Below are 23,262 nucleotides of genomic sequence, written 5' to 3' on the forward strand. Positions count from 1 at the left end.
AGGTCAGGGGTTCAGTACGATATCGCCGTACCAGGCCGTTGCTGTTTCTCCGGTGTTGTCCGAATCCGACATAATGGCAATGCCTACCACTGGTGGCGGAGCCTCACCAAACGCCTTTCGGTAATCCGCCATAATATCCCTTTCAACGGTGACCCACTCGCCAACCTGCCCGGCACCGGAATTGACGGCTACCATCATGGTTTTATCGGTATAGGGGTTAGGCGCAAACTCCCCCTTTGGCAGGGTATTGGCCCAGATGTAGTTCAGGGCATTGCCCGGAAGCGATTCCCCGAACAGCACCTCCACGGTTGTGCGTTTGGCCCGCTCAAAGAACCCCGCCTTTTCCGGCTGGAATTTGAAGGCCACGTAGATGCGCGCCGGGTAGTCGTCCCCGGACTTCTTCCGGGCATCGCCCTGCTCGAACACATTCGAGACTTTCCACCGCCATCGGAGCACCAGCGACTCCGAGGGCGGGATATTCACCCGGGCAATCAGGCCCGAGGCCGTGCCTGACGTGGTGGCCTTTATCACCTGTATTCCGTCCTCGGTGACCAACTCATAGCGGGTGAGCTGGTCGATTTTTGGAAATTCCAACGGCTCCCAGCCGTCGCCCAATGACTGCATTTCGGAAAACGGCGTGAGTGCCGGTCCCTGTTCAGACAACACGGATCCCGAGAGGCTGAACAAGGCCAGCAGTGCCAGAAATCTTGCAGTTATCCTCATTGTCTTTCTCTGTTGCGGGGAAAGGCTATCCGATGGACCGGCGGGCGGCTCAAAAGTGCCCGTAAACCATCACTGGATGGCCAACAGTCGAATCGCACTCGCTGCGGCAGCGGTGCGGTTCTCCACACCCAGCTTTCGAAAGACCTGCTCGAGGTGTTTGTTGACCGTCCGCGGGCTCATGTCCAGAATCTGGCCGATTTCCCGGTTGGTTTTGCCATTGGCGATCCACAATAACACGTCGGATTCTCTCAGGGTCAGTTCGAACCGTTGCCGCAGGGCCGCCGTTGCGCTGTTCTGGCTCTGGGGCGTTTTCAGCCGAAGCAGGTATTCGCGGTTATCCACCAGCGCCAGGAATTCGACAGATCGCGCGGTGCCCATGATGTCCACTGGCATACTGTGGCCCGGGTCCGGGTTGTGGCCCAGCCACTCCTCCAGTCGGGCGCGGACATCGGTAAACTCGGGGTGTCCGGTGTCTGGCAGGCATCTGCAGACCTGGGGGGTGCCCCAGAGCAGATTGCCTTCGCGGTCTACAGCAAACAGGTTCTGGCCGGCGGTATCCAGGGCGCAGCGGGCACTCTTGGTCATCCGGGCATTGGTCAGGTGCACGTCCATGCGGGCGAGCAACTCCGTGGTGTTGATGGGTTTGTTCACATAATCCACACCACCCGCACTCAGCCCCATGACCACATGCTCGGTGTCGCTCAGGCCGGTCATGAATATAATGGGAATGTCGGCAAAGGCCGGATTTTCCTTGAGTCGGCGGCAGGTCTCGAAGCCGTCCATGTGAGGCATGAGGGCGTCCATAAGCACCACGTCGGGGGTAATGTTACGGCTGATGGTTAGTGCCTGGTTGCCTTCAAGCGCTACCAATACCGTCATGCCAGCCTCTTCCAGGGCATCGTTAATCATTCGAATGGAGTCGACTGCGTCATCCACGACCATCACCACGGTTTTCTGGTCATCATGAAGCTTCATGTTCGGCTACCTCGAGTAATTCAAGAATTTTTTCAAACTGGAAATCATTGGTGAGCTGGGTCAGCTCGTCGGTAAAACGTTCAATCGCCTCGCCCTGGTGTTTCAGATCGTGCAGCACCTCCAGCAATCCCTTGCGGTGGCCGATGCGGGCAAGGTCGGCCAGTGACCGTCGATGCACAAGGTCCGGAAGCGGCAGATCGCCGGTTTCCGGAACCGGATTGGCGGCCAACGGCTCGGCACTTTTCTCGAACCGCCACTCCAGCCCGAGCACCCGGGCGATGGTGTCCAGCAGCAGGTTGAGCCGCACCGGCTTGATGATGTAGCCATCGTGCAGTCGGGGCGAGTCCGCCGAGTGATGGCCTTCATTGGCATCGGCGGACACCATCACCACCGGCATCGTATGCTTGTCTGCCCGTAACTGCTGAAGGACCTCCCAGCCGGTGTATCCGGGCATGGAGACGTCCAGCAGGACCAGGTCCGGGCGTTCGGCTTCGACGGTTTCCCGCACCTTGAGGGCATTGCCAATGTCGAAAATCTCAAAACCAAGTGGCGATAGCATGGCGCGGATGACCTGGCGGTGGGAGGTATCGTCGTCCACCAGCAGGACTTTGCGCCGGGTGCCCTGGTAACCGTAGATCCGGCGGGCCGGAGCCGAGATCGAACGGGGGCTGGCGCTATGCAGACTCGACAGCATCAGGCTGACCTTGAACGTGCTGCCCTGGCCCGGTTCGCTTTCCACGTTGATATCGCCGCCCATGATTTCGGTCAGCAGGCGGGTGATGGTCAGGCCCAGCCCGGTGCCAATGCGGCTCTGCCCTGGCAGACGAATACGCTCGAAGGGCCGGAAGATACGTTCAATGTTTTCTTCGGCAATGCCCTCACCGGAGTCCCGCACGGTAAATTCCGCCACCTGGCTTCGGTATCGCAGAGTCAGGGAAACGCTGCCCCGGTCGGTGTACTTGATGGCGTTGGAAAGCAGGTTGATCAGGATCTGGCGCAGGCGCTTTTCGTCCGTGGTCACCATTTCCGGCAACGGGTTCGGGCAATGGTAATCAAAGGCCAGGCCCTTCTCTTCGGCCTGCAGCCGGAACATGGTCACCAACTGCTCCATCAGCAACCCGATGCGTACCTGATCCCGGTGCAGATCCAGCCGGCCGGCTTCAATCTTGGAGATATCCAGCAGCCCTTCAATCAGATCGGCCAGGTATTCGCCGCTGCGACGGATCACACCCAGGGCTTCCTTGCGATGGGACGGCACCGTCTCATCATTCTCCATAAGCTGGGCGTAGCCCAGGATGGCGTTGAGGGGTGACCGGAGCTCATGGCTGATTCCGGTCAGGTAACGGCTTTTCGCGCCGTTGGCCGCTTCCGCCTGTTCCTTCGCCTGTTGCAGGGCCTGGTCGGTGCGCTCGTGGGCGACGATCTCTTCCATCAACAACCGGGTTTGCCGTCCGGATTCCTCCTCGGCCACCACCCGGCTTTCATGAGCCAGCACAAACAGCCAGCAGACCACCCCGGTGATAATCAGAAGGATAAAAAAGACCTTCCAGAGGGTGACCGACAGCAGCAGAGCCTCGGGCGCCGAAGCCACTGGCGTCTTGGAGTGGATTAACCACAGCAGGAGGCCCGACAAGCCGTTGATCAGGACCAGGAGTGTCAGGAAGTGGCCAAGGCGGGAGTGCAGGCGGCCAAGCACCGACTGGGGCATGAGCTTGCCGAGAAACTGCTGGAGTTGCTCCTGGTAACCGGCGCCGGGCTTGCAGGCGTCGCCACACCGGGCGTCCAAAGAACAGCACAGGGAACAGATGGTGCCGTCGTAGACCGGGCAGGAGGTAACGTCTTCGGGCTCGAATTTGTGCTCACAAATAGTGCATTGCACCAGTTGGTGGTCCGTCGCCAGGGGCACGAAGGGCCGGGCGGTATAAAACCGGCCGCCGGTCTTCCAGGCAATCAGCGGCGCCGCCAGCAGTGCTACCCCCAGGGCAATGAAGTGCGATAGGGCCTGGGCATACACTCCCAGCGCGCCGGTGTGGCATACGATGCCCACCACGGAGGCGGCGAGCATGGCACCGACACCCACCGGGTTGATGTCGTAAAGATGGGCCCGTTTGAACTCGATGTGCCGGGGGCTGAGCCCGAGCGGCTTGTTGATCACCAGATCGGCCACCAAAGCGCCGACCCAGGCAATGGCGATAATTCCGTAAAAACCGAGGGTTTCCTCCAACGCCCGATAAACCCCCAGTTCCATCACCAGCAGGGCAATCGCGACGTTAAAGAACAGCCAGACCACCCGCCCGGGATGGCTGTGGGTCAGCCGTGAGAAGAAGTTGGACCAGGCAATAGAGCCGGCATAGGCGTTGGTGACGTTGATCTTGAGCTGGCACAGGATGACGAAAATACCGGCCACCGCCAGGGAGACTTCCGGGGAGTGGGTGATGTAGCCGAACGCCACCAGGTACATCTGGGTCGGGTCAGCCGCCTCCTCGGGCGACACGCCCTGATTCAGGGCAAGGACCGCCAGAAAGGAGCCCGCCAGAATCTTCAGCATGCCGATCACGATCCACCCCGGGCCACCGGACATGACCGCCAGCCACCACCGGCGTTTTTCTGCCCGGTTCCGGGGTTCCGGAATAAAACGCAAAAAATCGACCTGTTCGCCAATCTGGGCAATCAGCGAGAACACCACGGCAGCAGCAGCACCAAACATCACCACATTGAGGCCCTGGCCGGCGTTGAGCCCCAGCCCTTCGAACTGGGTCCAGTCACTGATCGAGGAGGCATCGGCGTAGATGATGAACACAAAGGGCGCCAACTGCAGCAGAATCCACACCGGCTGGGTCCAGACCTGAAACCGGCTGATGGTGGTAATGCCGTGGGTCACCAGAGGAATGATCACCACCGCGCAGATCAGGTAGCCGAGCACCAGAGGTATGTCGAACAGCATCTCCAGGGCCATCGCCATGATCGCCGCCTCGATGGCGAAGAAGATGAAGGTGAACGAGGCGTAGATCAGCGAGGTGATGGTGGAGCCGATGTAGCCGAAACCGGCGCCCCGGGTGAGCAGATCAATATCGACACCATAGCGGGCGGCGTAGTAGCTGATCGGGATGGCGGTCAGGAAGATCACCAGGCTGACCATCAGAATCGCCGCTACGGCGTTGTCGAAGCCGTAGTGCAAGGTAATGGACCCGCCAATGGCCTCCATGGCGAGAAACGAGATGGCGCCCAGGGCGGTGTTACTGACCCGGGCGGCAGACCAGCGCCGCGCGCTCTTGGCGGTAAAGCGCAGGGCGTAGTCTTCCAGCGTCTGGTTGGCGACCCATTGGTTGTAACTGCGCCGAACCCGGAAAATGTTCTGTCGTGCGGCCATTGCTGCCTTGCCTGTGTAACCTGGGAGGTGCCCGGTTTTAGTGCGGTTTTGTGGTTCGGCGCACCGGAACTGAAAGTGATATCAAGTTCCGTGCCATAGCCTGGTGCGCCAGAAGAAGCAGTCTCATTTTTGTCGTGTACCTGCGTTTTAGCCTGTGTGGCCGGCGACCGGAATGCGTCAAATGACGTAGTGCGCTGGGGTGATTGGCGAATGGGCACCCATGAGGGGTCCGAGCAGAATGATTGACGTGGGCGCTGTGCTTTCGAAAGGAAGCGCGGTACCGGCTTTCAAACACTGCGAGGATTCACCATGGATACGACAGATATAGCCGCCAGCGGGCGGTCGTTCAGCAAGGGATTAGGGTTTCGAAAGAGCCTGATGACACTGGCGGCGTCCGTCATGCTGGCTACATCCGCGCAAGCGGCGACGCCGAGCACGGCTGAGGTCAACACCACCGGACTGGCTGTTACTGACGACACCGTCACGGTCGGCATCCTGCACTCCATTACCGGCACCATGGCAATCAGTGAGATCGGCTCGGTGCAGGCGGAAAAACTTGCCATTGATCAGATCAACGCTTCCGGCGGCGTACTCGGCCGCCAGATTGATTTTGTCCAGGAAGACGGCGCCAGTGACTGGCCAACGTTTGCGGAAAAATCCCGCAAGCTGCTGCGCCAGGACAATGTAGCCGCCATTTTCGGCGCCTGGACTTCAGCGTCCCGTAAAGCGGTACTGCCGGTCATGGAGCAGTACAACGGTATGCTCTATTACCCGACTTTCTATGAGGGCCTTGAGCAGTCTCCGAACGTGGTTTACACCGGCCAGGAAGCGACTCAGCAGATCCTTGCCAGCCTTAACTGGGCGGCAGAAACCAAAGGCGCGAAAAGCTTCTATCTGCTCGGATCGGACTACATCTGGCCCCGTACTTCCAACAAGATTGCCCGCAAGCACATCGAAGACAAGCTGGGCCTGAAGGTTTCCGGTGAGGAGTACTACCCGCTGGGCCACACCCAGTTCAACTCGGTGATCAACAAGATCAAGCTGAAGAAGCCGGACGTGATCTTTGCCTCGGTAGTCGGCGGCTCCAACGTGGCCTTCTACAAGCAGATGAAAGCGGCCGGTATCGACTTCACCGACGAAAAGCCATTGCTGCTGACCATCTCGGTGACCGAGGACGAAATCCGCGGTATCGGGGGTGAGAACGTAGACGGCATCTACGCGTCAATGAAGTACTTCCAGAGCCTCGAAAATGCCAACAACAAAGAGTTTGTTGCGGCCTTCAAAGAAGCCTACGGCGATGACATGGTCATCGGCGACGTGACCCAGGCGGCTTACCTCGGCCCATGGTTGTGGAAAGCAGCGGTTGAAAAAGCCGGCTCCTTCGACATTGACAAGATCCGCGAAGAGTTCGCCGGCATCGAGTTCAAGAAGGCACCCGAAGGTTACGTGCGCATCCACGAGAACCATCACCTGTGGTCCAAGACCCGTATCGGCCAGGCCCAGACTGACGGCCAGTACAAGGTTGTCTTCGAGACCGAAGAGCTGATGGAGCCTGATCCTTTCCCGGAAGGTTACCAGTAAGTCCGGATAGCCGGCGCCCCCGGGCGCCGGCGTCCATTGTCGTTACAACGCGAAGCAGGTTGGTTTGAACGGGAGATAGGGTCATGTTTGATGGCTACACCAGCAGTGAATTGATGTCGATATTTGCCATGCAGGGGTTTGCCGGGCTCTCCCTGTTTTCAGTGTTCGTACTGATGGCTCTGGGCCTGACGATCATCTTTGGTCAGATGGGCGTGATCAATATGGCTCACGGGGAGTTCATGATCCTCGGCGCCTACACAACCTACCTGACTTCGGGTTTTTTCCAGTCTTATTTGCCGGGGCTTTTTGGAGGCTACTTCTTTGTCGCCATGATCCTGGCTTTCCTGGTCTGCGCCGCCTTAGGGGCGCTCGTTGAGTGGCTCATGATACGCCACCTCTATCATCGACCGCTCGATACCCTGCTGGCGACCTGGGGCCTGAGCCTGATCATGCAGCAGGCCTATCGTTCCATCTTTGGCGCCCGGGAAGTGGGTGTCGAACTGCCTGAGTGGATGCTGGGCGCCTTCCAGGTGACGGACTTGGTGGAACTGCCGATTAACGGCCTGTTCGTCATGATTATTGCCCTTTCTATTGCCGTTGGGCTCTACCTCCTCATGTACCGCTCCGGCTACGGCAAGAAAGTACGCGCCGTGGTGCAGAACCGCCCCATGGCCGAAGCGGTGGGTATCAACAGTGCGGGTATCGACCGGGCCACCTTTGCCCTCGGGTGTGGCATCGCCGGTGTCGCGGGCGCTGCGTTCACCATGATCGGGTCAACGGGCCCGTCCTCCGGCCAGGCCTACATCGTCGATACCTTCCTGGTGGTGGTGTTTGGCGGCGCGCAGAGCCTGATTGGCACCATTGTGTCTGCCTTCGGCATCTCCCAGGCCCAGTCCACCATGGAGTTTTTCCTCAGTGGTTCCATGGCCAAGGTACTCACCCTGCTGTTCGTCATCGGCATTCTGATGCTGCGTCCGGAAGGACTCATGGCCCTCAAGGTCCGTCGTTAGGAGATTGTGATGAAAACTTCATCCCCAATGAAATGGTTTGTCTCCCGCGAGGGACTGTATTACCTGGGACTGGCGGCGCTGCTGGTCGTCATTCTGCCACTGATCCTGGATCCGTTCCGCCTGAACATGGTGGGCAAGTACCTGACCTACGCCTTCGTCGCGATTGGGCTGGTGATGTGCTGGGGTAAGGCCGGCATCCTCAGTCTTGGACAGGGCGTGTTCTTTGGCCTCGGTGGCTACTGCATGGCCATGTTCCTGAAACTGGAGGCTTCCACACCGGAGGCCACCGCCATCCAGTCCACCCCCGGTATTCCGGACTTCATGGACTGGAACCAGCTCACCGAGCTGCCCTGGTTCTGGGAACCGTTCCACAGCTTCTCGTTCACCCTGTTGGCGGTGATCGGTGTGCCGGTGTTGCTGGCCTTCGTCATCGGACTCGCCATGTTCACCCGGCGGGTCGGTGGCGTGTATTTCGCCATCATCACCCAGGCCATCGCCGCCGTCCTGACCATCCTGATCATCGGGCAGCAGGGCTTCACCGGTGGCGTCAACGGCATTACCGACCTGCAGACCCTGAAGGGCTGGGACATTCGAACCGACGAAGCCCGGAACATCCTTTACTTCGTCTGCGTCGGCATGCTGTTCCTGGTCCTGTTTGTGGCGCGCTTTGTCCAGAACAGCAAACTGGGCCGCATCCTGGTGGCCATGAACGCTCAGGAAACCCGGGTACGTTTCTCCGGTTATGACGTGGCCGCATTCAAGATCTTCGTGTTCTGCCTGGCCGCCGCGTTTGCCGGTGTCGGTGGCGCCATGTTCACCCTGATTGTTGGCTTCATGTCGCCTTCGTTCATCGGCATCGTCGGCTCCATCGAAATGGTCATTTTCTGTGCCCTGGGCGGCCGGTTGTCCATCCTCGGTGCCGTCTACGGTGCGCTGCTGGTCAATGCGGCCAAGAGCGGGTTTTCGGAATCCTTCCCGGAACTCTGGCCCTTCGCCATGGGCGCCCTGTTCATCGGCGTGGTACTGGCCTTCCCGAATGGTATGGCCGGTCTTTACCAGACCTACGTGATGCCCCTGGAAGACAAGATCTTCAAGCGCAAGAAGGTTGAAGCCGTAGCCGCCGCTGAACCTGAAGCCACCAAGCCGGTCGCGAAGAAGACCGATGATTACGATCCGATGATCGATTCCTACAGCCCGGAGAAATCGTGATGAGCGCAGCCAAGAGCAAGAGCCGTGATTTCCTGCTGGCGGTCGAGGGCCTGACCGTATCCTTCGATGGCTTCAAGGCCGTGGATGACCTGTCCTTCTACCTCGATCCCAAGGAGATCCGGGTCATCATCGGCCCCAACGGCGCCGGTAAAACCACGGTACTGGACCTGATCTGTGGCAAGACCAAAGCCACCGCCGGGTCCATCAAGTTTGCCGGCAAGGAGCTGACCAGACTCAAGGAACACCAGATCGTTCATTCGGGCGTGGGCCGTAAATTCCAGACCCCGTCGGTGTTTGAGGACCTGACCGTGTTCGAAAACCTCGAAGTGTCTTACCCAAAGGCTCACAGCGTGATGGGGGCGCTGGCCTTCAAGCGCGACAAGGTGGTCATTGAAGCCGTGGAAGAGGTGGCGGAAACCATCTTCCTCACCGACGCCCTGAACGAGCCGGCGGCCTCGCTCAGCCACGGCCAGAAGCAGTGGCTGGAGATCGGCATGCTGCTGATCCAGAAGCCGGATTTGCTGATGCTGGACGAGCCGGTGGCCGGTATGTCGGTCACGGAGCGGAAGAAAACCGCCGAGCTGCTCAAGGTGATCACCAAGGACCATACGGTTCTGGTGATCGAGCATGACATGCAGTTTGTCGGCGACATCGCCGACCGGGTCACGGTCATGCATCAGGGCAAGGTTCTATCTGAAGGGTCCATCGAGCACGTGAAGGCGGACCCGAAAGTCATCGAAGTCTACCTGGGGCACTGATCATGCTGAGCGTCAAAAATCATTCGGTGGCCTATGGCCAGAGCACCATCATCGAGGACCTGAACCTCGATGTGGAGAAAAACGAGATTGTCGCCGTGGTGGGTCGTAACGGCATGGGCAAGACCACGCTGATGAAATCCCTGGTGGGGATGACGCCGACCAGGGGCGGAGAAGTCAGCCTCGACGGCACCAATATCTCCAACCTCAAGAGCTTCCAGCGGGTTCGTGCCGGGATCGGTTTTGTGCCCCAGGGGCGGATGATTTTTCCCACCCTGACGGTGCGGGAAAACATCGAGACGGCCTTGGCGGCGGTGGGCGAGAAGAAGGTGCCCGAGGATCTGTACGAGCTGTTCCCGGTGCTCAAGGAAATGCAGAGCCGGCGCGGCGGCAACCTATCCGGCGGCCAGCAGCAACAGCTGGCCATCGCCCGGGCCCTGGCCACTCGGCCCAAGGTGCTGCTGCTGGACGAACCCACCGAAGGCATCCAGCCCAACATCATCAAAGAGATCGCCAAGACGTTGCGGAAGATTCGCGATGAGCGCGGGCTGTCGATTGTGGTGTCGGAGCAGGTGCTGAGCTTTGTGATGGACGCGGCGGACCGGATTCTGGTGATCGAGAAGGGCGCCATCGTGCATGAAGAGAACCGGGCCGACGCGGACCAGGACAAGATTGCCAGCTATCTGGCCGTTTAGTTTGGTGCAAGCCGCTGCGGCGGGGCACTTCTTCCGAAACACGCCGTGAATACATCCATGTAGTCTCGGATGCGGCATCCCTGCCGCATACGGTTTCGGAAGAAGTGCCCCGCCCCATCGGCCCAAAATTCTGAGTAAGATTTTCGGGAGAGTAACTTATGAGACACGGTGATATTTCCAGCAGTAACGATACCGTTGGCGTGGCGGTGGTGAACTACAAGATGCCCCGCTTGCACAGCAAAGACGATGTGCTTGATAACGCCCGCAAGATTGCCGAGATGATAAAGGGCATGAAAGTGGGCCTGCCGGGTATGGATCTGGTGGTGTTTCCGGAATACAGCACCATGGGCATCATGTACGACAACGACGAAATGATGGAGACAGCTGCCACCATTCCGGGGGACGAAACCGCGATCTTCGCCGCCGCCTGCCGTGAAGCCAATACCTGGGGTGTGTTTTCACTGACCGGCGAGCGCCATGAAGACCACCCCAAAAAGGCGCCATACAACACGTTGGTTCTGATCAACAACGAAGGCGAGATTGTCCAGAAGTACCGCAAGTGCATTCCCTGGTGCCCGATCGAAGGCTGGTACCCCGGAGACACCACCTACGTGACCGAAGGCCCCAAGGGCATGAAGATCAGCCTGATCATCTGTGACGATGGCAACTACCCGGAGATCTGGCGCGACTGCGCCATGAAGGGGGCGGAGTTGATCGTGCGCTGCCAGGGCTACATGTACCCGGCCAAGGAACAACAGGTGATGATGGCCAAGAGCATGGCTTGGGCCAACAACTGCTATGTGGCAGTGGCCAACGCCTCTGGCTTTGACGGTGTCTATTCCTACTTCGGGCATTCCGCAATCATTGGTTTTGATGGCCGAACCCTCGGAGAATGTGGTGAGGAAGACATGGGCATACAGTACGCCCAGCTTTCGGTTAGCCAGATCCGCGATGCTCGTGCCAACGACCAGTCCCAGAACCACCTGTTCAAGCTGCTGCACCGCGGTTACACCGGCGTGCATGCATCTGGTGACGGCGACAAGGGTGTGGCTGACTGCCCGTTTGAGTTCTATCGCACCTGGGTGATGGACGCGCAGAAGGCGCAGGAAAACGTGGAAGCCATGACCCGCAAAACCGTGGGCACCGCCGAGTGCCCGGTGGGGGAACTGCCGTTCGATGGCAAGGAAAAATCCGCAGGGGCTTAAGCCCGGGAGGCGTTGATGCCGTTTATCAACGAACGGCTGGAAGCCAACCGGGAATCCATTGAGAAGGACCGGGCCGCCTCAGGCCCGGTTCGTGCTTCCCGGTTCCGCTTCGAGCCCGAAGCCGTGATGGCCCGCCTGCGGGACAAGATTGTGGGCCAGGATGAGGCCCTCGCGGCCATGGAATCCATGCTGGTGCGGGTGAAAGCCGATATCGGTGAAGAAAACCGGCCGCTGGCGGTGCACCTGTTCCTTGGCCCCACCGGGGTGGGTAAAACCGAAACCGTGCGCCTGATCGCCGAAGCCATCCACGGCAACCGCGATGGCCTGTGCCGCATCGACATGAACACCCTGGCCCAAGAGCATTACGCCGCAGCACTCACCGGCGCACCGCCGGGCTATGTCGGCAGCAAGGAAGGCCACAGCCTGTTCGATCTGGACAAGGTGCAGGGCTCGTTCAGCAAGCCCGGCATAGTGCTGTTTGATGAAATCGAGAAAGCCAGCAAGGAAGTGGTCCGCACCCTGCTGAATGTGCTGGATACCGGCCGGCTGGTGTTCCCCTCCGGCAATCGGGAGATCGACTTCCGCAACACCCTGATCTTTATGACCAGCAACGCCGGGGCGCTGGATGCCGAGGCGCACGAACAGACTTATCAAAGCGGCTGGCGACGCTGGCTCGGGTTCTCCCCCGGAAAGGCCGAAGCCATAAGGGATACCGCCCTGCGCCGGCATTTCGATCCGGAATTCCTTAACCGTATTGACCAGATCCTCACCTTCAATCGCCTCACCGAGAACTGGCTGGAGGCCCTGCTGGACATCGAGCTGGCGGGCCTTAACCGCCGGCTGGCCAAAAAGCACGCGGAGCTGTCGTTGTCGCCGGAGCTGCGCGCAGAGCTGTGCCGAGGCTACGACGCCCGCTATGGCGCCCGGGAAATGCTGCGGGCGTTCCGGCAGCGCCTGGAACCGGCCGTTGCCAGGGCGTTGCTGGCGCATCCGGACTGCCAGCGGTTTGAAGCCAGCTTGGAAAACAGAGAAGTGACCGTGCACCAATACGTCGAATGACGTAGGCACCGGGGGCATTTCGCGAATACCTCCCCGGCGCCGGATTTCGGATAGTGAAGCTGTTACCTAAACGTGCAAGCCAATAATTCCAAGGAGCCTCCGCTATGGCTGAAACCATTATCAAGATCGATCTGAACAAGTCGGCCTACGAGAACGACAAAATTCACAACCGCTGGCACCCGGACATCCCTCTGGTGGCGACCGTCAAGCCGGGCGATGATTTCATCGTGGAGTGCTACGACTGGACGGGCGGACAGATCAAGAACGATGACAACGCCGACGACGTGCGCGACGTGGATCTCAGCCAGGTGCACTTCCTGTCTGGCCCGATTGGCGTGGAAGGCGCGGAGCCCGGCGACCTGCTGGAAGTGGACATCCTCGACATCGGCACCTTCGAAGAGAGCCAGTGGGGCTTTAACGGCTTCTTCTCAAAGCAGAACGGCGGTGGCTTCCTGACCGAACACTTCCCTGAAGCTCAGAAATCCATCTGGGACTTCAACGGCATGTTTACCAAGTCCCGCCACATCCCCAACGTGGAATTTGCCGGCCTGATTCACCCGGGCCTGATCGGGTGTTTGCCGTCCAAAGAGCTGCTGGACACCTGGAACAAGCGTGAGGCCGGACTGGTCGCGACGGATCCCGAGCGCGTACCGGAATTGGCAACCCTGCCAGACGGTTCAACCGCTCACATGGGGAAAATGACCGGTGAGGCCGCCAAGGCCGCCGGTGCCGAAGCAGCCCGTACGGTTCCGCCCCGTGAGCACGGCGGTAACTGTGACATCAAAGACCTTTCCCGTGGCTCCAAGGTGTACTTCCCGGTGTACGTGGACGGTGCCGGCCTCTCTGTTGGCGACCTGCACTTCAGCCAGGGCGACGGTGAAATCACCTTCTGTGGCGCCATCGAAATGGCCGGCTGGATTCACCTGCGGGTGAATCTGATCAAAGACGGCGTGAAGAAGTACGGCATCAAGAACCCGGTGTTCAAGCCCAGCCCGATCAAGCCCCGTTACGATGATTACGTCATCTTTGAAGGCATCTCGGTGGATGAAGACGGCGGCCAGCATTATCTGGACGTGCACGTGGCCTATCGCCAGGCCTGCCTGAACGCCATCGAATACATGACCAAGTTCGGTTACACCAAGGCCCAGGCCTATGCGATTCTCGGCTGTGCACCGGTGGAAGGCCACATCAGTGGGGTGGTGGACATCCCCAACGCCTGCGCCACGCTCTGGCTGCCAACGGGCATCTTTGATTTCGACATCAACCCGTCGGCGGATGGTCCCCAGAAGAAAGTCAGTGGGGGCATGGATGTGCCGCTGTCGAAAGACAAGGAGTAAGCGCCATGCCTGTGTACGACTACAAGTGCCGGGAGCACGGCCTGTTCAATACCCTGGCAACCATGGACGATGCAGCCAAGCCGGCGGAGTGTCCGACCTGCAAGTCGCTGTCGCCGCGAGTGATCATGCTGCCATCGCACATTGCGGGCATGGACCCGGCGAAACGCGCGGCCGAAGAGAGAAATGAACGCTCTCGCCACGAGCCCGTGTTTTCTACCGCGGATCGGAGAGCACACGACAAGGAGCACAGCCGCAGCTGCGGTTGTGGTTCTCTAAAACCCGGCAAGTCCATGCTGTTCTACACCGCCGACGGGAACAAAATGTTCCCTTCCATGCGACCCTGGATGATCAGCCACTAATCAACCGATATTGAGTCGGTCACGTGTTTGGCTCCTTAGGGGGCCTTTTTTATTGCCCCGCCTTGTCCCTCCTGAATATCGTGTATATAGTGTTTTCATCCTTGGTCAAACACCAGATGTTGTTTTTTTGAGCATCTTGGTATCGGGAATCCGGTGAGACTCCGGAACTGACGCGCAGCGGTATTGGGGAACAAGCGGGGCATCAAGACACTGGCGCAAACCGGGAAGTCGCCACGCAAGGCCGAATCGAGAGATTCACGCCCCTGAGTCCGAAGACCTGCCAGGGAATATCACTGCACCTTCGCGTATAAGGTGAGCAGAGTCGTAGGTCGGACCTGTGATGAGACCGCTCCGACTCTCTGCCTACGCGAAGGTGAAAGGAATCAACGCGTATTCAGGAGAACTCACATGTCTGCCTCTGCCCTGGCTGAACCCCAGCCTGCCTCACAGTCTCAAACCGCATCCCTACAGGTCATCAAACGCAACGGCACCCTCGTTGGTTTTGATCCGTCCAAGATCAGTGTTGCCGTCACCAAGGCTTTCCTCGCCGTGGAAGGCGACAAGGCCGCCGGGTCCGCCCGCATCAACGATGCTGTGCACCGGATCACCGAACAGGTGGTCCAGGCCATCAGCCGTCGCCTGAAAGCTGGCGGCAAGGTCCATATCGAAGACATCCAGGACCAGGTGGAACTGGCCCTGATGCGGGCAGAGGAACAGAAAGTTGCTCGCGCGTACGTGCTGTACCGGGAAGAACATGCCCGAGAGAGGGCCTTGAACGCGCCCGTGGAAGCCCATCCACACCTGACGGTGAAAAAAGCCAACGGTGACATCGCGCCCCTGGATCTGGGCCTGATGAAGCTTCAGGTGGAACAGGCGGCGACCGGGCTTGAAGGTATCGACTGTGATTCCCTGGTGGATGACGCCCTGACCAACCTTTATGACGGCATCGCCGAGGACGACGTACTTTCCGCCCTGGTGATGACCGCCCGCGGCCGCATTGAACGGGAGCCTGACTACAGCGCCGTCACTGCCCGCCTGCTGCTGGAGCAGCTGCGTCTGGAGAACGTGGATGCTCTGGGCCTGCCCCGGGAGCTGCCGCTGGCGGAGGTTTATCCGCAGGCGCTGGCAAAATTCATCCACGCCGGTATCCGCTACGAGTTGCTGGATGAAGCCCTGGCCGCCTTCGATCTGGAGCGCCTGGGGGCCGCCATCAAGTCCGAACAGGATCTGCAGTTTGGTTTCCTGGGCCTGCAAACCCTGTACGACCGCTACTTCCTGCACTGGAACGGCGTGCGCCTGGAGCTGCCGCAAGTGTTCTTCATGCGCGTCGCCATGGGCCTGGCCCTTCGGGAAGATGACCCGAATGCGAGGGCGATCGAATTCTACAACCTGCTGTCCAGTTTTGATTACATGGCCAGCACACCCACGCTGTTCAACAGCGGTACCCGTCATTCCCAGCTGTCGTCCTGCTACCTGACGACGGTCGGCGACGACCTGGAGAACATCTACGGTGCCATCCGCGACAACGCCATGCTTTCGAAATGGGCCGGTGGCCTGGGCAACGACTGGACCCCGGTGCGGGCGCTCGGATCCCACATCAAGGGCACCAACGGCCAGAGCCAGGGCGTGGTGCCATTCCTGAAGGTGGTCAACGACACCGCCGTGGCGGTGAATCAGGGCGGTAAACGCAAGGGCGCGGTTTGCGCCTATCTGGAAAGCTGGCACCTGGACATCGAGGAATTCCTGGAACTGCGCAAGAACACCGGCGACGAACGCCGCCGCACCCACGACATGAACACCGCCAACTGGGTGCCGGATCTGCTGATCGAACGCATGCGCGAAGACAAAGACTGGACCCTGCTCTCCCCAAGCGACGCGCCGGACTTGCACGATCTCTACGGTAATGCCTTCCGGGAACGCTACGAGCATTACGAAGCGCTGGCGGCGCAGGGCAGGATCAAACTGTTCAAGAAGATTCCCGCCAAGCAGCTCTGGCGTAAAATGCTCACCGTGCTGTTCGAGACCGGCCACCCCTGGATCACCTTCAAGGATGCCTGCAACCTGCGCTCTCCCCAGCAGCACCGGGGCGTGGTGCACAGCTCCAACCTGTGTACCGAGATCACCCTGAACACCAGCGCCGATGAAATCGCCGTGTGTAACCTGGGTTCGGTGAACCTGGCCGCCCACATTCACAACGGCGAACTGGATGTGCAGCGCCTGGAACGCACAGTAAACACCGCCGTGCGCATGCTCGATAACGTCATCGACATCAACTACTACGCCGTGCCCCAAGCCAGAAACTCCAACCTCAAACATCGCCCGGTGGGTCTTGGCCTGATGGGCTTCCAGGACGCGCTGTACCAGCTGGGCCTGCCGTATTCCAGTCCGGAAGCGGTGGAGTTTGCCGATGTCGCCATGGAACAACTCAGTTACTTTGCCATCCGCGCCTCCGCCACGCTGGCGGGTGAGCGCGGTGCCTATGAAACCTATGAAGGCTCCCTGTGGCATCAGGGCATCCTGCCCATCGATTCCATCAGCCTGCTGAAAGAAAATCGCAGGGACGGTGATCTGGCCCTGAACACCAACGCCCGGCTGGACTGGACACCGGTGCGGGAACTTATCGCGAAAAACGGCATGCGCAACAGCAACGTGATGGCCATCGCCCCCACCGCCACCATCTCCAACATCGTGGGTGTGTCCCAGTCCATCGAGCCGGCGTACCAGAACCTGTTCGTGAAATCGAACCTCTCCGGCGAGTTCACGGTGGTGAACCCCTCACTGGTCCGCGACCTCAAGGCCGAAGGCCTTTGGGATAACGTGATGGTCAACGACCTCAAGTACTTCGACGGCAGTGTGCAGCAGATTGACCGCATTCCGAATGAGCTGAAAGCCCGCTACGCCACCGCCTTCGAGATCGATGCGAGATGGCTGGTGGAGGCTGCCGCCCGACGCCAGAAATGGCTCGACCAGGCCCAGAGCCTCAACCTGTACATGGCCGAGCCCAGCGGCAAGAAACTGGATGCCCTGTACCAACTGGCCTGGGAGCGTGGCCTGAAAACCACTTATTACCTGCGCTCCCTGGGTGCCACCGGCGCCGAAAAAACCGCACCCGTATCCGCGCCACAGCCGCAGGTTTGCAGCATCGATAATCCGGACTGCGAGGCCTGTCAGTAACTGACTTTTTTAGCCACGGACACTCACGGACCCACACGGACGAAAAAACATCTTTGTCTTTGTCCGTGGCAAATCAAATTAAAAGGAGCGAACAATGCTGAACTGGGACGACGAACCAAAAACCGAAACCAAGGCCGTCAATCCAGACGCCCCGGCCCCCGTCAACGTAGACGACAAACGCGTCGTCAACGGCGAAACCGATATCAACCAGCTGGCACCCTTCAAGTACCCCTGGGCCTGGGAGTACTTCATGAACGCCAACAAGAACCACTGGACGCCACTCGATGTGAACATGGCCCAGGACGTATCCGATTACCACCACCGGCTCACAGCGCCGGAAAAGCACGTTTATGAAAACGTACTGGCCTACCTCACCACCTCCGACATCCTCGCCATGCGCAACATCGGGCTGGCGGTGATGGAGAAGATGAGCGCGCCGGAGTTGCAGATCTACCAGGCCCGGCAGGTGTATGAAGAAGCCATGCACACCTGGGCCTACCAGCACTGCATCGAAACCCTGAACCTGGACCAGAGCGAGATCTACAACCGCTATCGGGTGGTGCCTGCGATCAACGGCAAGATCAAGATCGCCAACCGCCGATTGGACGCCGCCATGCGCCCGGACATGAACCTGCGCAACAGGGACGACCTGCAGGAATTCATCATGTCCTACCTGTTCTTCGCGGCGGTATTCGAAGGCACCTGGTTCTACAACGGCTTCAGCCCCATCTTCGCTCTGCAACGCCGGGGCCTGATGCGTGGCACCGGCGAACAGCTCCAGTACATTCTCCGGGACGAAGCCATGCACTTTTCCTTCGGCTTGAAGGTGGTGAATCAGATCGTGGAGGAGGAAAACATCCGCTTTGACCCGAACGCCGTGCGCGAGATGTGGGACGAATCCGAAGCCGCAGAAAGTGCCTATGCCAACTACATCCTGCGGGATCCGATCCTTGGCTACTCCGCGGAGTACCACACGGAACAGTTTCGCTTTGTGGCCAATCGCAGAGCCAGAACCGTGGGTCTGGAAGAGCCGTTCCCCGGCGCGAAGAACGTCTCACCGTGGCTGGATGAGCAGGCGACCCTGCGCAAGGAGAAGAACTTCTTTGAAACGCGGGTGATTGAATATCAGACCGGGGCGCAGTTGGAATGGTAGAGTCAGTGGTCCGGAGTTCAGCGACAGGAGCGTGCTATTGGCCTCAGCCCAAAATATGAAACAACTTCTCGAAAATAAACCGTTTATATTGATGGAAGCCGCAATCGTTGAGCAGCTGCGGCGCTCTGGAGAGGTACGTCTTCATGACACGCTGGTAAATGCGCCGTTGATATATGACCCTGCTGCCAGAGAAATCATGAGCGCCATCTACCTGGAGTACATGAGGCTGGCGCAGAGTAAACGTTTACCAATTCTCGTTTGCACACCTACCTGGCGAGCCAACCGGGACAGGGTGTATGAATCCGATGTCAGCAATACCGTCAATTTGGACGCGGTTTCATTCATGCGAGAACTTCGCGACTCACAAGGTTATTGCGATGCGTCTGTGAAGATTGGCGGAATGATCGGATGCAAGAACGATTGCTATCAGCCCGATGAAGGGTTGTCCGCTCTGGAGGCCCAGCATTTTCACACATGGCAAATCCAACAGCTGACCAGCGGAGGCGTGAATTTCCTGATTGCTGAAACGCTGCCGAATGTTCAGGAAGCGCTCGGTATAGCAAAAGCCATGGAGGTGACAGGTGTTCCGTACATTATCAGTTTCGTCATCTCCAGAGATGGCCGAGTACTGGATGGCTCGAGTCTGGAGGCCGCAATTGACCTTATTGATTCCGGTACCAGCCGGCCGCCTCTTGGCTATATGGTTAATTGTGCCCATCCGTCCTTCCTGTGCCCGGAACATCAGCCGGGCGACATTTTCAATCGATTGGTCGGCTACCAGGCCAATGCTTCATCACTTGATCACTGTGATCTGGAAAAGGCTGATGAATTACAGGCCGACGATGTAATTGAGTGGGGGCAGCTGATGTTAACCCTCAACAACCTCTATGGATTGAAGATATTCGGGGGGTGTTGTGGAACCAGTGTCGAGCATCTGCAATACCTGATAGAAAATATGAAAAGCTGACAAACCCGCCAACTCTGGATTTCGCCATTTCCGGTGGGTTTGAGGCTCTATTAGGCTTTCCAATTTATGGGGGATGGTTAAACCAATTATGAATGTGGATAAAGCAAAAAAGCGTATCGAAAAGCAGGTCAAGAAAGGCTTTAATGGCTATCCCCTGATTTCGCTGGAGTACTTTGGCAAGACGGCTGAGTCTGCAACGGACGTCGTTATTTCATTCACTCTCGAAGAGAACGCCGAACCACAGAAGCAAAAGTTTGTGAGTGAAAGCGATGCTCGAGAGGACGAGACAATCCAATCGACGCTGGTGAAGATTATTGAGCGATCGGATGCCAAAACCGTTGCTGAAATCGAGGGTGTTTCCATCCTCGAACAGTAGTGGCCCCAGAGGTTGGAAATCTCCAGTCAAAAGGTCTAGTTTTATACACAGGGAGGGCCAGATGATGAGTCAGAACCCTGTCCAGTCGAGAGGCTTGCCGACCGTAGGTGCCTGATCGACCTGGCTACCGGGTGCGGTTGAAATCCAGCAACCTTTCAGGGAAGGGGGCAGCCATGGCACGGGACACAGACGATGAACGATCCCGGCCTCCCGAGGACTGCCACAGGGCGATCCGAGTGCGAACGCTGTCCCTTTGGCTGGTACTGGTGCTGGTAAACACAACCTTGGCGAGTGCTGAATCCCGGAAGCAACCTCAGGGCGGGCTTCAGGAGCTCGCCGGTGAGCTGAGCGGATGGATAGCCCTTCATACCAGCTACCTGGAACCGGCACCGCCGGAAATTCTGCTGGAAACCCAGGCTGGTCTGCAGGAGCTGTGTTTTCCGGGCTTTACCCATGATCTTCTACCGCGTATTCGAGGTGCCTACGACGCCCGATCGAATACCATTTATCTGAATACCGACTTCGACACCGACAGCGTCCTCGATCTCAGTTATCTTCTGCATGAGTTGGTGCATCATTTTCAGACGCAAAATCTTTCGCTCCCCAGCAGGCGCCAGAAGCCGGTAATGGAGGCCGAGGCGCTTCGAATGCAGCTGCTTTGGCTTGTGGAAAACGACGTGACCGATGCCATGACGAAACTGGGCGTCGACGAAAGAACGCTCCGCATGCTGGAGGCCTCGCCGAGATAATGTCGCATCGGGGCCCGGACCATAGAGTCAACAGGCAGAATCCGGCGTCTTCTGTTAAGTTTAGGGAAGCACATCCGATCCCAGGGAGACTGCCATGTTTGTTGCCGAGAAAGCCACCGGGCACCTGATTGAGGTGCTGGACACCAATGCCCTGTTTGATCCTCATATGACGGCGGTGCAGGGTAGCCTCCACTATGGTGAGGAAGCCCAGGATCCGGAACCGTATCCCAAGTCCGAGTTGGTATTCCCCTCCGGCGAGCCGTTGCCTGTGTGCTGGACGGACCCTGATTACCGCCGCCGGCGTTAAGTCCCGGAAATTTCCGCTTCTTTTTTGATCGAATTTGAAACCGCCGTAATGTTTCTGTACGCTTTATGTTAATTGAACGTTCAATTAATAAAACGTGAACCGGAAAACAGCGAAGCCACCATGCCGATTGTTGGAGTAAAAGACACACGCAAACAGCAGTTGATCGAAGCCACCATGGCCTCCATCGCTGAGCTGGGAATGCAGAACACCACCATTGTGAGCATCAGCAAGCGGGCGGGGATGTCCTCGGGCATCATCAGCCATTACTTCGGTGGCAAGCAGGGGTTGATTGAAGCGGCGTTGCGTTACCTGCTGGATCAGTTGGGTAAGGAATTGCGGGAGCGCATGGCGAGGACCGACCGCTCTCCCGAGCAGCGGCTGAACTGCATCATCGAATCCAACTTTTCCGAGTTTCAGCGCTCGGCGTTGGCGGCGAAAACCTGGCTGAGCTTCTGGGCTCGTTCGATGCATGAGCCCGGGCTGAAGCGTTTGCAGCAGATCAACAATGCCAGGCTGTACAGCAATCTGCGTTATTCCTTTGCCCAAGCACTCCCGCCCAAGGCGGCGACAGCCGCCGCCCGGCAAATGGCGGCAATGATTGATGGTTTCTGGCTGCGCAGCGCGCTGAGCCTGGATCCGGCGGAGAGCTTTGAGGCCGGCGAGCGGCTTTGCAAGAAATTTGTCCACGAGACACTGGCTCAGGCGACAACCTGAGCATTATCAGATTGAAACGGCCTACAAGGCCTGAAGACACCGAACCGAGGTTACCTACTGATTATGTCTGAATATCTTCCTGTTGTTCAAAATTTTGTGCATGGGCGTTTCCTGGCCAACCGCACCGGTGAAACTTTCCCGGTGATCAATCCCGCCACTGGCCAGGCCATTTACGAAGTGGAAGTGGCCGATGAGTCTGTGCAGCAGGCTGCCATTGAAAGTGCCCGTGCGGGGTTCGCGGAATGGTCGGCAATGACCGCCATCGCCCGCAGCCGGATTCTTCTGCGGGCGGTGGCGCTCCTGAGAGAGAGGAATGATGAGCTGGCCGCGGTGGAAGTGCGGGACACCGGCAAACCCTGGCAGGAAGCGGAAGCGGTGGATGTGGTTACCGGTGCCGACACTCTCGAGTTCTTTGCCGGCCTGGCGCCGTCCATTGAAGGCAATCAGCAGGATCTGGGCGGCGATTTCTACTACACCCGCCGGGAGCCGCTGGGCATTTGTGCGGGCATCGGCGCCTGGAACTACCCGTTGCAGATCAGCTGTTGGAAGTCCGCTCCGGCGCTGGCCTGCGGTAACGCAATGATCTTCAAACCCTCGGAAGAGACCCCGATGGGGGCCGTGAAGCTGGCGGAGATCTTTGTTGAGGCCGGTGTGCCGGCGGGCGTATTCAACGTGGTGCAGGGCGCGGCGGAAGTTGGCCAGTGGCTTACCCATCACCCGGAGATTGCCAAAGTATCGTTCACCGGTGAGGTGGCCACCGGCAAGAAGGTGATGGCTGCTGCGGCTTCCACACTCAAAGACGTCACCATGGAGCTGGGCGGCAAGTCTCCGCTGATCATCTTTGACGATGCCGACCTGGAGAACGCGATCTCCGCCGCTATGGTGGGCAACTTTTATACCCAGGGCGAGATCTGCACCAACGGCACCCGGGTGTTTGTTCACGAGGATCTCTACCCGCGCTTTATGGAGCGCATGCTGGAGCGCACCCGCAAGAACATCAAACCGGGCGATCCGATGGATACGAACACCAACTTCGGTGCCCTGATCTCCGAAAAACACCGGGATCTGGTGCTGGATTATATCGCCAAGGGGCTTTCTGAAGGTGCCACCCTGAGCCATGGCGGCCGGGCTTTTGAGCCTGAGGATTCCAAAGGGGGCTATTTCGTGGAGCCCACCATCTTCACCGATTGCACCGATGACATGACCATCGTGAAGGAAGAGATCTTCGGCCCGGTGATGTCCGTGCTCACGTTCTCCAATGAAGACGAGGTGATTGCCCGGGCCAACAATACCGATACCGGTCTGGCCGCTGGCGTGTTTACCAATGATATCCGCCGGGCCCACCGGGTGATTCATCAGATCCAGGCAGGCATTTGCTGGATCAACAGCTACGGCGCCTCCCCGGCGGAAATGCCAGTTGGCGGCTACAAGCTCTCCGGCATCGGCCGCGAAAACGGGCGCGAGACAATTGCTCACTATACCCAGATCAAGTCCGTTTACATCGGAATGCAGGATCTGGACGCCCCGTTTTAATTCCGCAGGCC

Annotated in this window: 20 protein-coding genes and 1 riboswitch; of the genes, 17 read left to right on the plus strand and 3 right to left on the minus strand. The window is 58.7% G+C overall.

From position 1 onward, the window contains the following. Nucleotides 1-3: 3 nt before the first annotated feature. From CLH62_RS11720 to CLH62_RS11730, 3 genes are all read right to left on the minus strand, one after another. On the minus strand, nucleotides 4-723 hold the full coding sequence (locus CLH62_RS11720) for a DUF3047 domain-containing protein (RefSeq protein ID WP_099618327.1): 720 nt from the start codon (nucleotides 721-723) through the stop codon (nucleotides 4-6). A gap of 69 nt (nucleotides 724-792) precedes the next feature. After that, entirely contained in the window at nucleotides 793-1,698 is a 906-nt protein-coding gene (locus tag CLH62_RS11725; protein ID WP_099618328.1) for a response regulator transcription factor, read from the minus strand. Continuing rightward, entirely contained in the window at nucleotides 1,685-5,068 is a 3,384-nt protein-coding gene (locus tag CLH62_RS11730) for a hybrid sensor histidine kinase/response regulator (RefSeq protein ID WP_099618329.1), read from the minus strand. Before CLH62_RS11730 ends, CLH62_RS11725 begins: the two co-directional genes overlap by 14 nt. Nucleotides 5,069-5,377: 309 nt before the next feature. Here CLH62_RS11730 and urtA point away from each other — a divergent pair, with 309 nt between their 5' ends. From urtA to betB, 17 genes are all read left to right on the plus strand, one after another. Beyond that, nucleotides 5,378-6,649, plus strand: a complete 1,272-nt coding sequence (gene urtA, locus CLH62_RS11735) for an urea ABC transporter substrate-binding protein (protein ID WP_099618330.1) — start codon at nucleotides 5,378-5,380, stop codon at nucleotides 6,647-6,649. Between the two features lie 83 nt (nucleotides 6,650-6,732). Next, the gene (urtB, locus tag CLH62_RS11740) at nucleotides 6,733-7,659 is read left to right on the plus strand and encodes an urea ABC transporter permease subunit UrtB (RefSeq protein WP_099618331.1); all 927 of its coding nucleotides are present in this window, start codon (nucleotides 6,733-6,735) and stop codon (nucleotides 7,657-7,659) included. Between the two features lie 9 nt (nucleotides 7,660-7,668). Then, complete coding sequence (gene urtC, locus CLH62_RS11745; protein ID WP_099618332.1) at nucleotides 7,669-8,868, plus strand: urea ABC transporter permease subunit UrtC; 1,200 nt, start codon at nucleotides 7,669-7,671, stop codon at nucleotides 8,866-8,868. Then, entirely contained in the window at nucleotides 8,868-9,626 is a 759-nt protein-coding gene (urtD, locus tag CLH62_RS11750) for an urea ABC transporter ATP-binding protein UrtD (RefSeq protein ID WP_170005792.1), read from the plus strand. Before urtC ends, urtD begins: the two co-directional genes overlap by 1 nt. Before the next feature lie 2 nt (nucleotides 9,627-9,628). After that, nucleotides 9,629-10,318, plus strand: a complete 690-nt coding sequence (gene urtE / locus CLH62_RS11755) for an urea ABC transporter ATP-binding subunit UrtE (protein WP_099618334.1) — start codon at nucleotides 9,629-9,631, stop codon at nucleotides 10,316-10,318. A 158-nt stretch (nucleotides 10,319-10,476) separates the two neighbouring features. Then, the gene (locus CLH62_RS11760) at nucleotides 10,477-11,523 is read left to right on the plus strand and encodes an aliphatic amidase (protein ID WP_099618335.1); all 1,047 of its coding nucleotides are present in this window, start codon (nucleotides 10,477-10,479) and stop codon (nucleotides 11,521-11,523) included. 15 nt (nucleotides 11,524-11,538) lie between these two features. Next, nucleotides 11,539-12,582 carry an AAA family ATPase gene (locus CLH62_RS11765; RefSeq protein ID WP_099618336.1) on the plus strand — a complete coding sequence of 348 codons (1,044 nt, stop codon included), beginning with the start codon at nucleotides 11,539-11,541 and terminating at the stop codon, nucleotides 12,580-12,582. 104 nt (nucleotides 12,583-12,686) lie between these two features. After that, nucleotides 12,687-13,919, plus strand: coding sequence for a formamidase (fmdA, locus tag CLH62_RS11770; RefSeq protein ID WP_099618337.1), 1,233 nt, complete (start codon nucleotides 12,687-12,689; stop codon nucleotides 13,917-13,919). Nucleotides 13,920-13,924: 5 nt separating this feature from the next. Continuing rightward, a complete protein-coding gene (locus CLH62_RS11775; protein WP_099618338.1) occupies nucleotides 13,925-14,278 on the plus strand; it encodes an FmdB family zinc ribbon protein in 354 nt (117 codons plus the stop codon). Between the two features lie 85 nt (nucleotides 14,279-14,363). After that, a riboswitch (cobalamin riboswitch) is annotated at nucleotides 14,364-14,577 on the plus strand. A gap of 109 nt (nucleotides 14,578-14,686) precedes the next feature. Further along, entirely contained in the window at nucleotides 14,687-17,452 is a 2,766-nt protein-coding gene (locus tag CLH62_RS11780) for a ribonucleoside-diphosphate reductase subunit alpha (RefSeq protein ID WP_099618339.1), read from the plus strand. 94 nt (nucleotides 17,453-17,546) lie between these two features. Beyond that, entirely contained in the window at nucleotides 17,547-18,605 is a 1,059-nt protein-coding gene (locus tag CLH62_RS11785; protein ID WP_099618340.1) for a ribonucleotide-diphosphate reductase subunit beta, read from the plus strand. A 37-nt stretch (nucleotides 18,606-18,642) separates the two neighbouring features. Then, complete coding sequence (locus CLH62_RS11790; RefSeq protein ID WP_143752370.1) at nucleotides 18,643-19,572, plus strand: homocysteine S-methyltransferase family protein; 930 nt, start codon at nucleotides 18,643-18,645, stop codon at nucleotides 19,570-19,572. Nucleotides 19,573-19,660: 88 nt separating this feature from the next. Then, the gene (locus CLH62_RS11795; protein ID WP_099618342.1) at nucleotides 19,661-19,948 is read left to right on the plus strand and encodes a hypothetical protein; all 288 of its coding nucleotides are present in this window, start codon (nucleotides 19,661-19,663) and stop codon (nucleotides 19,946-19,948) included. Nucleotides 19,949-20,121: 173 nt separating this feature from the next. Beyond that, nucleotides 20,122-20,697, plus strand: coding sequence for a DUF6647 family protein (locus CLH62_RS11800; protein ID WP_099618343.1), 576 nt, complete (start codon nucleotides 20,122-20,124; stop codon nucleotides 20,695-20,697). Between the two features lie 94 nt (nucleotides 20,698-20,791). Continuing rightward, nucleotides 20,792-21,004: an acetyltransferase gene (locus CLH62_RS11805; RefSeq protein ID WP_099618344.1), complete on the plus strand. Its 213-nt coding sequence runs from the start codon at nucleotides 20,792-20,794 to the stop codon at nucleotides 21,002-21,004. Nucleotides 21,005-21,124: 120 nt separating this feature from the next. Next, nucleotides 21,125-21,718, plus strand: a complete 594-nt coding sequence (betI, locus tag CLH62_RS11810) for a transcriptional regulator BetI (RefSeq protein WP_099618345.1) — start codon at nucleotides 21,125-21,127, stop codon at nucleotides 21,716-21,718. A 63-nt stretch (nucleotides 21,719-21,781) separates the two neighbouring features. Further along, on the plus strand, nucleotides 21,782-23,251 hold the full coding sequence (betB, locus tag CLH62_RS11815) for a betaine-aldehyde dehydrogenase (protein ID WP_099618346.1): 1,470 nt from the start codon (nucleotides 21,782-21,784) through the stop codon (nucleotides 23,249-23,251). Nucleotides 23,252-23,262: the final 11 nt, after the last annotated feature.

The organism is Marinobacter guineae, from assembly GCF_002744735.1.
GTDB lineage: Bacteria > Pseudomonadota > Gammaproteobacteria > Pseudomonadales > Oleiphilaceae > Marinobacter > Marinobacter guineae.